Here is a 13,931-nt window from a genome sequence, read left to right as displayed (position 1 = left end):
CGCCGGATCGCTCAGGCGGAGCGCAGCGGCCGGACGGCGGCCGGGTCGACCACGTTCGCCAGGTCCGTGGCCGCGCCCAGCACCAGGCCGTTGGCCGCGATCGCCGGCGCGTCGACCACGTCGGCGACGATCGCCGTCACGTTGTCGCGACTGCCTCCGTCGAGCGCGGCCAGCACCAGCCGGTCGGCGGCCATGGACCGGCTGTCGAGGCCGAGGCCGAGCGCGATCGCGGCGGGGGAGAGCACGTCGGTGAGGCCGTCGCTGCACAGCAGCAGCCGGTCACCGGACCGCAGGTCGAGCAGCAGCAGGTCGGGGTCGGGGACGTGCTCGCCGTCGACGGCGTGCAGCACCACGTTGCGGTACGGCGACGCCGCGGCCTGGTCGGGGGTCAGGTGTCCGGCGTCGACCATGGACTGCACCAGGGTCTGGTCGTGGGTGAGCTGGCTCAGCTCGCCGTCGCGCAGCAGGTAGGCGCGCGAGTCGCCGACCTGGGCGAGCGCGGTGTGGATGCCGTCGGTGAGCACGGCGGTCAGCGTGGTCGCCATCCCGGCCCGCCGGGGGTCGGCGGCGATCCCGGCGGCGAGCTGGACGTGCGCCTCGCGGGTCGCCGCGCCGAGCAGCCGGGCCGGCTCGTGGCCGGGATGGGCGAGCGCCCGGGCGCTCACGACATAGGACGTGGTGGCCGAGGCCACCTCACCGGCCTCGGCCCCGCCGACCCCGTCGGCGACGCAGAGCAGGTAGGGACCCGCGAAGCCGGCATCCTCGTTCTCGAGGCGCACGCGACCGGTCTCGCTGCGCGCGGCGAAGCGGAACTGGAGCACCGTCGCTCACCTCCCGGGGTCGTGCCTGTTCAACGCCCGGGAGGGGGCGCGGAGTTCCCGCCGGGGGTCAGGAGCGGAAGCCGACCTGGCCGGAGGTGCTGCGGCCGATCTCGACGTACGCGAGCTTGGCGGCGGGGACGACGGTGACCTTGCCCTTGGTGTCGGTCAGCGTGATCACGCCGTCGGCCGCGGCGATGGCGTCCGCCACCAGCTTCGCGACGGCCTCGTTGGACTCGTCGGTCTCGATGACGAGCTCACGGGCGGTGTTCTGGACACCGATCTTGACCTCGACGGTCATGGTCACACTCCTCGTTGGTGGGGACGGCGCAAGCCTAGTGGCGCTGTCCTAGTGCTCGAGCGGGTAGCCCCGGATGCCGCGCCACGCCAGCCCGGCCACCAGCGCGGTGGCCTCGTCACGGCTCAGGCCGGCCATCGCGCCCTCGTTCTCGGTCAGCCAGAACCGGGCGCTGACCTGCGCCATTCCCACCAGGGAGACGGCGAGCAGCTGGGAGGCCGCGGCCGGCAGGTTGGTGTCGTCCTCGATGACGTTGGCGATCATCGCCGCGCACTCGGTCGTGACCCGGTCGACGTGCCCGCGCACGGCGGGCTCGCTGGTCAGGTCGGACTCGAACACCAGGCGGAAGGCGCCGGTGTCGTGGCCGACGTAGGCGTAGAAGGCGTCGATCGCGGCGGCCACCCGCTGCTTGTTGTCCTGGGTGGACTCCAGCGCCCGCCGGCAGTTGGCGATGATCGAGTCGCACGCGGCGTCGAGGATGGCGAGGTAGAGCTCGAGCTTGCCGGGGAAGTGCTGGTAGAGCACCGGCTTGGACACGCCCGCCCGCTCGGCGATGTCGTCCATCGCCGCGGCGTGGTAGCCCTGGGCGACGAACACCTCGAGGGCTGCGGACAGCAGCTGAGCACGTCGCTCACGCCGCGGGAGTCGTACGCCGCGCGGCCGCGGCTCGTCCAGGTCGAACTGCTCGGTCACCACGCATCCGAGACTACTCGCAAGTAGCCGGGGTCCGGATGGCGGGACGTGGCGCCCGGGCCTTGGAGCCGGCAGGGACCATGGACGCATCGAGGGAACAGCCCGGGCCGCCGCAGCGTTGCGCCCAGGCCCCCCATCCACCGAGCAGTACTCGAGGAGCAACACCGTGAGCTTTCCCGCGCTGGTCGAGCCGGCCGCCGAGCTGACCATCGACGAGGTCCGCCGCTACAGCCGTCACCTGATCATCCCCGACGTCGCGATGGACGGCCAGAAGCGCCTCAAGAACGCCAAGGTGCTGGTCATCGGCGCCGGCGGTCTCGGCAGCCCCGCGCTGCTCTACCTGGCCGCCGCGGGCGTCGGCACCCTCGGCATCGCCGAGTTCGACGAGGTCGACGAGTCCAACCTGCAGCGCCAGGTGATCCACGGCATGTCCGACCTCGGCAAGGCCAAGGGCCTCTCGGCCAAGGAGTCGATCCTCGAGATCAACCCGCTGGTCGACGTGGTCCTCCACGAGGAGCGCCTCGACAACGACAACGTCATGGACGTCTTCCGCGGCTACGACCTGATCGTCGACGGCACCGACAACTTCGCCACCCGCTACATGGTCAACGACGCGGCGTACTTCCTCGGGATCCCCTACGTGTGGGGCTCGATCTACCGCTTCGACGGCCAGGCCTCCGTCTTCGCGCCCACCATGGCCGACGACGCCCCCTGCTACCGCTGCCTCTACCCCGAGCCCCCGCCGCCGGGCATGGTCCCCTCCTGCGCCGAGGGCGGCGTGCTGGGCGTGCTGTGCGCGTCGATCGGCTCGATCCAGGTCAACGAGGCGATCAAGCTGCTGATCGGCGCCGGTGAGCCGGCCATCGGCAAGCTCGTCATCTACGACGCCCTCGAGCTGGAGTGGCGCAAGCTCAAGGTCCGCAAGGACCCCAACTGCGCGCTGTGCGGCGAGAACCCCACGGTGACCGGCCTGATCGACTACGACGCCTTCTGCGGCGCGATCTCCGAGGAGGCCGCCGACGCCGCGGTCGACGCCACCATCTCGGTGACCCAGCTCGCCTCCATGATCAAGGAGAAGGAGGAGGGCAGCCGCGACTTCGTCCTGGTCGACGTGCGCGAGCCCGCCGAGGCCGAGATCAACCACATCCCGGGCGCGGTCCTCATCCCCAAGGGCGACTTCCTCAACGGAACCGCCCTCGGCCAGCTGCCGCCGGTCGACTCCGGCAAGCAGGTCGTGCTGCACTGCAAGAGCGGCGTGCGCTCGGCCGAGTGCCTGGCGATCGTCAAGGGTGCCGGCTACGACGACGCGGTCCACGTGGGCGGCGGCGTCGTGGCCTGGGTCAACCAGATCGACCCGAGCCAGCCGTCGTACTGAGCACCTCCGCGCGTCGAACGGGCCCCGCGATCCGAATCGGATCGCGGGGCCCGTTCTCGTCCCCGGTGCATTCCCGCCGGCTCCCGGAACTTCCGGCGTCGTGACGTAGCCCACACGAAGATCGTGGTGTCGCGCAAGGGTTACGGCGAAGATCCGCCGTCGAGAACCGCCCGACACGCCGAACGCCGTGACCGCGACGCGACGTCGTCGTTGGTCAGGGCACGCGGCCGCACCGCCGCGTCGCACCAATCGGAGGGCGCCCGGGACCACGACCCGGGCCGCACCGAGGGAGCACCGAGAGCCCCGTCCGGCCGGGCGGGGCTCTCCGCTGTCCGGGGGCCAGGGCATGATCGGGTCCGTGGACGAGGGGTACGTCGAGCGGGTGCTCGAGCTGGTCGAGCAGGTCCCGCCGGGCCGGGTGACGACGTACGGCGCGGTGGCGGCTGTCGCCGGCGGGGGGCCGCGCCAGGTCGGGTCGGTGATGGCGCGGTACGGCGCGCCGGTGCCGTGGTGGCGGGTGGTGCGCGCCGACGGCACGCTCCCACCGAGCCACGGCGACCGGGCGCGCGAGCTCTATCTCGCCGAGGGGACGCCGCTGCGCAGCGGCAGCGGCGCCCTCGACATGCGCCGGGCCTTCTGGGACCCGGAGACCGGGGACTAGCCCCCGGAGGCCTGGCTCAGGCGAGCGCCGCGACGGCGGCGTCGTAGTCGGGCTCGGTCGCGATCTCGGGGACGAGCTGCGAGTGGAGCACGGTGCCGTCGGCGTCGAGCACGACGATCGAGCGGGCGAAGAGGCCCTCCAGCTTGCCGTCCGTCATCTTCACGCCGTAGTCCTCGCCGAAGGAGGAGCGGAAGGCGGAGCCGACCTGGACGTTGTCGATGCCCTCGGCACCGCAGAACCGGCCGAGCGCCGGCGGCAGGTCCTGGGAGACGTTGATGACGGCGGTGTTGTCGAGGCCGGCGGCGAGCTCGTTGAACTTCCGCACGCTGGCGGCGCACACGCCGGTGTCGATGCTCGGGAAGATGTTGAGGACCGTGCGCTGGCCCTCCGGGAGGGTGACGGAGCCGAAGTCGGCGCCGACCAGGGAGACCGACGGGGCGGCGGAGCCGACGGCGGGCAGGTCGCCGACGGTGTTGACGGGGTTCCCCCCGAGTGCAGTGGTAGCCATGCGTCTTGTCTAGCAGGTCGACACGAGCCGCCCGTCACCGGAGCCGACCGAGGAACCCGACCGCCTCGCGCACGTCGCGGAGGCGGCGCTCCCAGGTGATGCCGACGACGGTCAGCAGGGTGCCCGCGAGGCCGATCCAGACCCACTTCGGGAACTCGCCGGCGTAGGGCCCCAGCTCGCGCAGCACCACCGCCGCGCCCACGCTCGCGCCGACGACCAGCGGCGCGCTCCAGCGCAGCGTCGCGCCCGCGATCGTGAGCGCCAGGCAGGCGCCGCCGAGGGCCAGTGCGCGCAGCGACACCGGCTCGTGGAGCACCCACAGCAGTGAGGGGACGGTGCCCAGCAGCAGGCCGGGCAGCAGCGCCTCCACCGTGCCGACCGCCGCCGAGCGCCGCAGCCGAGCCAGGCCCAGGCCGAGCAGGCCGACGGCGAGCGGCAGCGTGTACGGCTCCGGGGCGGTGACCTCCAGGTCGGCGAGCCGGACCCAGCTGGCGAGCAGCAGGAGCGCCAGGCCCGCGTAGGCGCAGCCGCGGCGGGACTCGTGCAGGAGCGCCGTCGCCGAGGTCAGGCACCCGGCGACGGTCAGCCACAGGGCGGTGTAGCCACCGGGGTCGGCCGCCGCGACCAGGGTGACCGGGAACGCGACGAGCGCCACCCCGACCGCCGGGATCTCGACGTCGAGGCGGGGGCGGGCCAGCGCGAGCACGCCCACGGCGAGCAGCACCGGGACCGACACCCACGCGGGATCGTCGCCGAGCACCATCGCGGCGGCCGCCGTGGTCAGCCCGAGCGCCGCCGGGGCCGACGCGCCCGCGATCACCCGGGTCGCCGGCTGCCGGCCGAGCACCGAGAGCGCGACCAGGGCGACGGTGAGCGGCGCGACGCTCACCAGGGTGAGCCCTTCGCTCGGCAGCGCGCCCAGGCCGACCGCGGCGGTCGTGGCCGCGCCCACGGCGGCCCAGGCGATCGCCTCCGCCCCGCTCGTCAGCACGGCGAGGGCGAGCGCGCCGAGGGCGACCAGCGTGAGCACGGCGAGCGGTGCGGCCAGCGCGACGTCGTACGACGCGACGGTGGCGGCCACGCCGACACCCGCGACCAGGCCCGCGGCCCGGCCCCACACGGGCAGCGAGCGCCGGGTGCGGTCGCGGTCGGCCACCGCGATGCAGGCGAGCACGGTCAGCACGGACGGCACGAGCAGCAGCGGCTCGGTGGCCGCGTCGGGCGTCGTCAGCCGTACGCCGAACGGCTGGCCGAAGACATCCCGCACACGGTCCCAGCGGTCCAGCGCCGTGCCGACGGTCTCGAGCGCCAGCCCGAGGAGCACCAGGCTCCCGGCGGCGGACGGCGCGATGGCGACGACGCGGGCCGGGCGGGAGAGCAGCCCGAGCGCGAGGACCCAGGCGGCCGTCGTACCGAGGGCCACCAGGCCGACGGTGCGCGCGTCGGTGTCGATGCAGGGCAGGGTCACCACGACGGTGACCAGCATCGCGGCGCCGCTCGCACCGGCGAGGACCAGGTCGCGGTGCCGGGCGATGACGCCGGGCGCGAGCAGGACAGCGGCGCTGACCAGCAGCGACCAGCCGGAGCCCTCGGCCCACAGCTGGTGGAGGTCCGGCGTCAGCGCCGACTCGACGAACCCGGCACCGGCGGTGCCGACCCAGGCGACGGCGGCCGCGGCGGCGCTGCTCCAGAGCAGGGCGGGCGCGAGGGCCAGGCGGCCGAGCAGGACGACGGCCAGGGCGACCCCGGTGACGACGTGACCGGCGACCAGCCAGTGGTCGCTGGCGGCGACCGCGCCGGCGTACGCGATGAGGAGGCCGAGGCCCGCGATCACCTGCGGCGCGACCAGCCGGGGCTGGCCGGAGACCCGGACCAGGCCGAGGGCGATGGCCGCCAGGGCGACGACGGCGCCGGTCGCGCAGGCCACGGTGGCGCCGCCGGCCTCGCCGAACCAGCCGGCCGCACCGGCGCCCACGACGTCGAGGGCCAGCATCCCGAGCGCGACGACGACCAATGACTCGCCGGCGATCCGCAGCCCGACCCGGTGGAGCAGCAGGGCGGACGCGCCCGCGGTCAGGGTGAGCCCGGCGAGGACGGCGGTGCGCCCGCTGACCCCGAGCGAGGACCAGGTCACCGTCAGGAAGATCACCGCCGCCACGAGCAGGCAGAACGCCCCGAGCCCGAGCAGGATCTTCGGGACCGAGGCGGACGAGACGCCGGTGGGGCGCGGGGCGACGGCCGGCGCCGGAGGCGGGTACGACGGCAGGCCGGCCGAGGGGGCGCGCTTGGCCGGCATCGGCGCGGCCGGCGGGGCGAGTGGTCCGCCGAGGGAGGTCGCCGCGGTCGCCGCGGGCGCGGCGGCGGCGGTGGCCGGGGCCGGCCGGGCGTGGAAGGCGTCGCTCTCGGTCCGCAGCCGGGCGAGGAGCCCGTCGGCCCGCTGGAGGGTGCCGAACAGGTCCACGGCCAGCGGGTGACGGACCAGCAGCTGGCAGGTGGGGCACACGGGCGCGCCGGACGGGAGGGTCGTGCGGCAGTCGGGGCAGAGCAGCGGGTCGGCATAGCGCATGGGTCCATTGCGCCATCTCGCGTCCTCCTCCGACAGTCGGCGGGGACTCATCTCTCGCTGAGTGCCGATACTCAGGGCGCCGACTTGTCCACAGGAATTCCCACCGCCTGGGGAGGACGCGCGCCCGTCTGTGGAGAAGGTCGGGGCCCGCTGTGGAGGACACGCCGAGGGTCGGTGGACAACGAGAAACCCTCGAAAAACCTGGGGGAAACCCCTTGCGGCGGGTCGATGGACGGGCGTAGAACTTCTCCCACGCACTCCTCCGGGAGAGCGGGATCAGCCGGAAGGCGTCGATCCAGCCGGCCAGGCCGAGACCTTCGGGTCGGAGCGAGGCGGCCCCTCACGGGGACGCCGGCCGCGCGAGCCGGGTGACGAGGCTCGCGGGATCGCAGCAGCCGGATGATCGACCGGGAGCGTCACCAGTACCGGTCAACCCGAAGGGCCCTTGTGACTCATACTCACGAGGGCCCTTCACCTTTTTCCCTCCGAGCCAGGACCACCGCGATTGTGTCGGGAGGGGGTGGTTGAGTGGCGTCCGTGGAAACCACGACTGCTCCGACCAGCTACCACTTCGCCCCGGCGCCGCCGGCGGCGTCGGTGCCGGTCCTCGACGCGCACCAGCGCCAGGTCGTCGACCACCCGGGTGGGCCGCTGCTCGTCCTGGCCGGACCCGGCACGGGCAAGACCACCACTCTCGTCGAGGCGATCGTCGACCGGATCGAGCGGCGCGGGGCGCGGCCCGACCAGGTGCTCGCGCTGACCTTCTCGCGCAAGGCGGCCGACCAGCTGCGCGACCGGGTCACCGCCCGCCTCGGCCGCACGACCGGCACCCAGCTGAGCTCGACCTTCCACTCCTTCGCCTACTCCCTGGTCCGGCGCTACGCCCCGGCCGGCCTCTACGAAGCGCCGCTCCGTCTGCTGTCCGCGCCGGAGCAGGACGTCGTGCTGCGCGAGCTGCTCGCCGACCACCCCGAGTCGGTGCGCTGGCCCGAGCGGTTCCGCCAGGCGATGGCCACCCGAGGCTTCGCCCGCGAGGTGCACGCGGTGCTCGGCCGGGCCCGCGAGAAGGGCCTCGACGGCGACGAGCTGCTCCGGCTGGGCGAGGCCGAGGGGATCGACGAGTTCGTGGCGGCGGGCCTGTTCCTGGAGCAGTACCTCACCTCCCTCGACTCCCTGGGCGCCACCGACTACGCCGACCTGATCCGCCGGGCCCGGATCGAGGCGGAGGCCAACCGCGCCGAGCTGCGCGAGCAGTTCCGCCACGTGTTCGTCGACGAGTACCAGGACACCGACCCCGGGCAGGTCGCGCTGCTGCGGGCCATCGCGGGCGACGGTCGCGACCTGGTGGTGGTCGGCGATCCCCACCAGTCGATCTACGCCTTCCGCGGTGCCGAGGTGCGCGGCATCCTCGACTTCCCGACCGAGTTCCCCCAGGCCGACGGCCGGGCCGCCGACGTGGTCGCGCTGCGGACGACCCGGCGGTTCGGGATGCGGATCCAGCTCGCCGCGCAGCGGGTGGCCGGCCGCATCGGCCTCCCGGGCACGATCCCCGAGAGCGCCCGCGAGGCATTCCTCGCCCCCGAGTGCGAGCCCGGACCCCACGGCGACGGCCGGGTCGAGGTTCTCACCTTCGACACCGAGCGCGCCGAGGCCGACCGGCTGGCCGACCTGTTGCGGCGGGCTCATCTCGAGGACGGCATCGGCTGGGACGAGATGGCGGTGCTGGTGCGCTCCGGCCGGGCCACCATCGCCCCGCTCCGCCGGGCGCTCGGCGCGGCCGGGGTGCCGGTCGAGGTGGCGAGCGACGAGATCCCGCTCGCCCGGGATCCCGCGGTGCTGCCCCTGCTCGATGCCCTGCGCGCGGTGATCAACCTCGACAACGACGACCCCGGCGACGTCGGCTACCTCGACGCCGGGCGCGCCGAGGCGCTGCTCACCGGACCGCTCGGCGGCCTCGACGCGGGTGACGTGCGCCGGCTGGCGCGCCAACTGCGGATCCGGGAGAAGGCCGCCTGCCAGGAGTCCGGCGGCACGCCCCGCAGCTCGCGCGAGCTGGTGCGGCTCGCGGTGGTCGACGCGACCACCCTCGACGGGCTCGACGCGCCGGAGGCCGACCGGGCCCGCGAGCTCACCCGGCTGCTGCTCCGTGCCCGCGAGGAGGCCGCCGCCGGAGCGAGCGCGGAGGAGCTGCTGTGGACCCTCTGGGCCGGCACCAGCTGGCCCGCGCGGCTGCGTCGCGCGGTCGAGGCCGGTGGCGCGGCGGCGCGGCGCGCCCACCGCGACCTCGACTCGGTGTGCGCCCTCTTCGACCTCGCCGGCCGGATGGAGGAGCGCCGCGAGCACCTCGCCGCCGCGTCCTTCCTCGCCGGCCTGGTCCAGCAGGAGATCCCCGCCGACACCCTCGCCGACCGGGGCGCCCGGGGCGCCGCGGTCCGGTTGCTCACCGCCCACCGGAGCAAGGGGCTCGAGTGGCGACTGGTCGTGGTCGCCCACGTCCAGGACGGCGGGTGGCCCGACCTGCGGCTGCGCAGCAGCCTGCTGCGCGCCGACCGGATCGGACCCGGCGTACTCCTCCCCGAAGTGACGGCGCGAGCGCTGCTGGCCGAGGAGCGGCGGCTGTTCTACGTCGCCTGCACCCGCGCCCGCGAGCGGCTGGTCGTCACGGCGGTGGCCTCGCCCGACGACGAGGGCGAGCAGCCGTCGCGCTTCCTCGAGGAGCTGGTCCCCGACCGCGACCACATCGTCGCGCTCAGTGGGCGCCCGCCGCGGCCGCTGTCGCTGCCCGGGCTGGTCGCCGAGCTGCGGCGCACCCTCGCCGATCCCGATGCCCCCGAGCCGCTCCGTGCCGCGGCGGCGCGCCGGCTGGCGCGGTTGGCCGGTGAGTCCTCGGGCCGCCGCACGCTGGTGCCGTCGGCCGACCCGGCGACCTGGTGGGGCACCCGGGGGCTCTCGAGGTCGGCCGAGCCGATCCGGGCCACCGACCAGCCGGTGCCGATCTCCGCGAGCGTGCTCGACGCGATCGCGAGCTGTCCGGCCCGCTGGTTCCTGGAGAACGAGGCCGGCGGGGTCGTCCGGTCCCACCAGTCCGCCAACCTCGGCCAGCTCGTCCACGCCCTGGCCGAGCGGGTCGCCGACGGGTCGGTGGCCGCCGACCTCGACGTCCTGATGGCGGAGGTCGACCGGGTGTGGGACCGGCTCGACTTCCGCACTCCCTGGTCCAAGGAGCGCGAGCACAAGCGCGTCCGCAGCGCCCTGGCCCGCTTCCTGACCTGGCACGAGCAGAACCCACGCCGGGTGCTGGCGACCGAGGCCCGCTTCGCGACGGTCGTGACGATGGACGACGGCACGCCCGTGCGCATCCACGGCTACGCCGACCGCGTCGAGATCGACGGCAGCGGCGCCGTGATCGTGGTCGACCTGAAGACCGGCCGCGGCAAGCCCTCCGGGCCGGCCGTGCGCGACCACGTGCAGCTCGCCCTCTACCAGTACGCCGTCGACGCGGGGGCGCTCGACCGTCCCGACGAGGGTCTGACCGGCCTGGTCAGCGGAGGAGCCGAGCTGATCCAGCTCGGTCTCGAGGACGGCACCTCCGAGATCACCCGGCAGGCCCAGGACGCCCACGCCCCCGACGGTCCGGAGCGCGCGGCCCTGCGGACCCGGATCCACGGCGTCGCCCGGCTGCTGCGCGAGGAGACCTTCCCCGCGGTGCCCGGTGACCACTGCCGCGACTGCGGGTTCGTGCCGCTCTGCCCGGTCAAGAGCCCGGGCTCGGTGGTGGAGCGATGACCAGCCCGCTGCCCACCGAGATCCGCACCCCCGAGGACCTCCAGCGCGCGATGAAGGCGGACTTCCCGCCGAGCCCCGAGCAGTGGCGCGCGATCACCGCGCCGCTGTCGCCGGTCGTGGTGATCGCCGGCGCGGGCTCCGGCAAGACCACGCTGATGGCCGCGCGGGTCGTCTACCTCGTGCTGACCGGTCAGGTGCGGCCCGAGGAGATCCTGGGCCTCACCTTCACCACCAAGGCCGCCGCCGAGCTGCGCCAGCGGGTGCGCGCCGCGCTGCTCGCGGCGGGCGTGCTCGACGTCCAGCGCTCCGCGACCGCGCCGGTCGACGAGGACGCCGAGGTGCTCGAGCCGACGGTCGCCACCTACAACGCCTACGCCGCCGCGCTGCTCACCGACCACGGCCTGCGGATCGGGCACGAGCCCGACACCCGGGTGATCACCGACGCCGCCCGCTACCAGCTCGGCGCCCGCGCCGTCGACCGCTACGACGGCGCCGTCGCCAAGCTGTCCGACCACCCGCCCACGGTGATCCAGAACCTGCTCGCCCTCGACGGGGCGATGAGCGAGCACCTCGTCGGTCCCTCCGACGTGCTCGCCTTCGACGAGGGGGAGCGGGCCTCGTTCGAGCGCGCGCTCGTCGTCGAGCGCGACGGCAAGGCCCGCAAGACCTACCTCGGCGAGATCCAGAAGGCGATCGACGTCATCGACCGCCGGGCCGAGCTGATGGGCCTGGTGTCGTCGTACCGACGGCTCAAGGCCGACCTGGGGCTGATGGACTTCAGCGACCAGATCGCGCTCACCGCGCGGCTGGCGCACGAGCAGCCCGACGTGGGACGGGCCGAGCGCCAGCGGTTCAAGGTGGTGCTGCTCGACGAGTACCAGGACACCTCGGTGGCCCAGGCGACCCTGCTCGCCCGGCTCTTCGGCGAGGGACACGCGGTGATGGCCGTCGGCGACCCCAACCAGGCGATCTACGGCTGGCGCGGTGCCTCGGTCTCCAACATCATCAACTTCCCGGAGGTCTTCCCGGCCGCCGACGGCAGCCCGGTGCCGGTGCTCCCGCTGACGGTCAACCGGCGCTCCGACACCCGGATCCTCGACGTCGCCAACACCCTCGCGGCGCCGTTGATGGCCACCTACGGCGACAAGGTGGCCGCGCTCGAGCACGGTTCGAGCGCTCCGGGCTCGGTGCGGGTCAAGGTCTTCGAGACCCACCTCGACGAGCTCGCCTGGCTGGTGGAGGAGGTGCGGGCCACCCATGCCGCCGGCACGCCCTGGGGCCGGATCGCGGTGTTGAGCCGCGACAACCAGCACGGCGAGGCCGTGTTCGACGCCCTCACCGGCGCTGATGTCCCGGTCGAGATCGTCGGGCTGGCGGGCCTGGTCCGGCTGCCCGAGATCGCCACGGTCGTCGCGACGCTCAAGCTCGTCCAGGACGTCACCGACAACGCCTCGCTGCTCAGCCTCCTGGCCGGTCCCCGCTGGGCCGTCGGTCCCCGCGACCTGCGGCTGCTGGGGCAGCGGGCGCTGGAGCTGGTCGGCCGGGGCGGGCGGCAGGACGCGGAGACCATCCACGACCAGCTCGTCGCCATCGCCGACGGGATCGACCCCGCCGAGATCCCGTGCCTCGACGACGCGCTCGCCGACCCCGGCGAGGCGCCCTACTCACCCGAGGCGCGGGAGCGCTTCGGCCTGCTGCGCGCCGAGCTGCGCCAGCTGCGGGCGGCGATCGGGGAGCCGCTGCTCGACCTGGTCCGCCGGATCATCGACGTCACCGGTGTCGACGTCGAGCTCGCCTCGTCGGTCAGCGCCGCCGCGGCCGCGCGCCGCGAGAACCTCGACCTGTTCGTGAAGGCGGTCGCCGACTTCCAGGCCGTCGACGGCGACGTCACCCTGCCCGCCCTGATCGCCTGGCTCACCGCCGAGGACGAGGCCGGCAACGGACTGGAGGTCGCCACCCCCTCCGAGGCCGACTCGGTCAAGCTGTTGACGGTGCACCGCTCGAAGGGACTGGAGTGGGCCACGGTCTTCTGCGTCGGGGTCGGCGAGGGACGCTTCCCCAGCACCCAGGGCCGGTCGCTGTGGACCTCCTCGCCGAGCGTCCTGCCCGCGCCACTGCGCGGTGACGCCGCCGACCTGCCCCAGCTCGCCGGTCACGACAAGCCGGCCCTCGACGCCTATCGCGTCGCGACCCGCGAGCACGAGGCCGAGGAGGAGCTGCGGCTCGGCTACGTCGCCTTCACCCGACCGGAGCACCACCTCTGGGTGACCTCGTTCCTGTGGGGGACCCGCAAGAGCCCCTACGGCCCCTCCACCTTCCAGGCGACGATCCGCGACCTCTGCGCGGCCTGGGGTGAGGACGTCGAGTGGCGCGACAAGCCCGAGAAGGGCGCCACCAACCCGTTCGACTCCATCGACCCCTCCCGACCCTGGCCGGTCGAGGGCGTCGGTGCCGAGACCGCCCGCCGGCTCGACGCGGCCGCCCGGGTGGCCGCCGCCGACCCGTCGCTCGACGAGGACCTCGACCTCGACCTGATCGACGCGGCGCGGGTGGCCGACTGGGACGCCGAGATCGAGCGCCTGCTGGCGGAGGCCCGAGCCGACCGGTCCTCCCAGATCACCGTCGAGCTGCCGACCTCGCTGTCGGCGACCGCGCTGAGCCGGCTGCGGGAGGACCCCGAGGGCTTCGCCCGCGACCTGGCGCGCCCCATGCCGCGCCCGCCGGCCCCGGCGGCCCGGTTCGGCACCCGGTTCCACGCCTGGGTCGAGGCGCGCTTCGGGCAGCAGGGGCTGTTCGACCCCGACGAGCTGTCGGGGCGGGCCGACGTCGGGATCGACGACGAGGCCGATCTCAAGGAGCTGGTCGGCCGGTTCGAGGAGGGGCCGTTCGGCAACCGCGAGCCGCACGCCGTGGAGGCTCCGTTCGCGCTCGTGCTCGACCGGGGCGAGGGCCGGCGACAGGTCGTCCGTGGCCGGATCGACGCGGTCTACCAGGAGCCCGACGGCTCGTTCCTGGTCGTCGACTGGAAGACCGGCGCCCACGAGGACGCCGATCCGCTCCAGCTCGCGCTCTACCGGCTGGCCTGGGCCGAGCTCCACGACCTCGACCCGGCCCGGGTGCGGGCCGCGTTCTACTACGTCCGCACCGGTCGGGTCGTGGAGCCGCGCGAGCTGCCGACCAGGGAGGAGGTGGAGGCCCTCTTCCGGTGAGACCGCGGCGAGTCCCG

At 74.4% G+C, this 13,931-nt stretch carries 9 protein-coding genes; 4 read left to right on the top strand and 5 right to left on the bottom strand.

Going from position 1 to position 13,931, the window contains the following annotated elements; all coding sequences use genetic code 11:
- Window positions 1-11: 11 nt before the first annotated feature.
- The 3 genes from JOD66_RS03560 to JOD66_RS03550 all read right to left on the bottom strand — a co-directional run bounded on the left by JOD66_RS03560 (window position 12) and on the right by JOD66_RS03550 (window position 1,812).
- Window positions 12-821 carry a PP2C family protein-serine/threonine phosphatase gene (locus JOD66_RS03560; protein ID WP_204835556.1) on the bottom strand — a complete coding sequence of 270 codons (810 nt, stop codon included), beginning with the start codon at window positions 819-821 and terminating at the stop codon, window positions 12-14.
- 67 nt (window positions 822-888) lie between these two features.
- Window positions 889-1,119 (bottom strand): DUF3107 domain-containing protein, encoded by a 231-nt coding sequence (locus JOD66_RS03555; protein WP_141798006.1) that lies wholly within the window; start codon window positions 1,117-1,119, stop codon window positions 889-891.
- A gap of 48 nt (window positions 1,120-1,167) precedes the next feature.
- Window positions 1,168-1,812, bottom strand: a complete 645-nt coding sequence (locus JOD66_RS03550; protein ID WP_307823274.1) for a TetR/AcrR family transcriptional regulator — start codon at window positions 1,810-1,812, stop codon at window positions 1,168-1,170.
- Between the two features lie 163 nt (window positions 1,813-1,975).
- On the opposite strand from JOD66_RS03550, the gene moeZ reads away from it, so the two are divergent.
- Together moeZ and JOD66_RS03540 are read left to right on the top strand one after the other, a co-directional pair.
- Window positions 1,976-3,184 carry an adenylyltransferase/sulfurtransferase MoeZ gene (gene moeZ / locus JOD66_RS03545; RefSeq protein WP_204835554.1) on the top strand — a complete coding sequence of 403 codons (1,209 nt, stop codon included), beginning with the start codon at window positions 1,976-1,978 and terminating at the stop codon, window positions 3,182-3,184.
- 346 nt (window positions 3,185-3,530) lie between these two features.
- On the top strand, window positions 3,531-3,845 hold the full coding sequence (locus tag JOD66_RS03540) for an MGMT family protein (RefSeq protein WP_204835553.1): 315 nt from the start codon (window positions 3,531-3,533) through the stop codon (window positions 3,843-3,845).
- Between the two features lie 16 nt (window positions 3,846-3,861).
- Here the strand turns inward: JOD66_RS03540 and tpx are convergent, their stop codons facing one another.
- Window positions 3,862-4,353 carry a thiol peroxidase gene (tpx, locus tag JOD66_RS03535; RefSeq protein WP_204835552.1) on the bottom strand — a complete coding sequence of 164 codons (492 nt, stop codon included), beginning with the start codon at window positions 4,351-4,353 and terminating at the stop codon, window positions 3,862-3,864.
- A gap of 34 nt (window positions 4,354-4,387) precedes the next feature.
- On the bottom strand, window positions 4,388-6,919 hold the full coding sequence (locus JOD66_RS03530; protein WP_204835551.1) for an SCO7613 C-terminal domain-containing membrane protein: 2,532 nt from the start codon (window positions 6,917-6,919) through the stop codon (window positions 4,388-4,390).
- 537 nt (window positions 6,920-7,456) lie between these two features.
- Here JOD66_RS03530 and JOD66_RS03525 point away from each other — a divergent pair.
- A complete protein-coding gene (locus tag JOD66_RS03525; RefSeq protein WP_307823273.1) occupies window positions 7,457-10,705 on the top strand; it encodes an ATP-dependent helicase in 3,249 nt (1,082 codons plus the stop codon).
- Entirely contained in the window at window positions 10,702-13,914 is a 3,213-nt protein-coding gene (locus JOD66_RS03520) for an ATP-dependent helicase (protein ID WP_204835550.1), read from the top strand. The genes JOD66_RS03525 and JOD66_RS03520 overlap by 4 nt, the downstream gene beginning before the upstream one ends.
- Window positions 13,915-13,931: the final 17 nt, after the last annotated feature.

The sequence above is a fragment of the Nocardioides nitrophenolicus genome (assembly GCF_016907515.1).
Lineage (GTDB): Bacteria > Actinomycetota > Actinomycetes > Propionibacteriales > Nocardioidaceae > Nocardioides > Nocardioides nitrophenolicus.
This window is presented reverse-complemented; position numbering and strand designations above follow the sequence as displayed.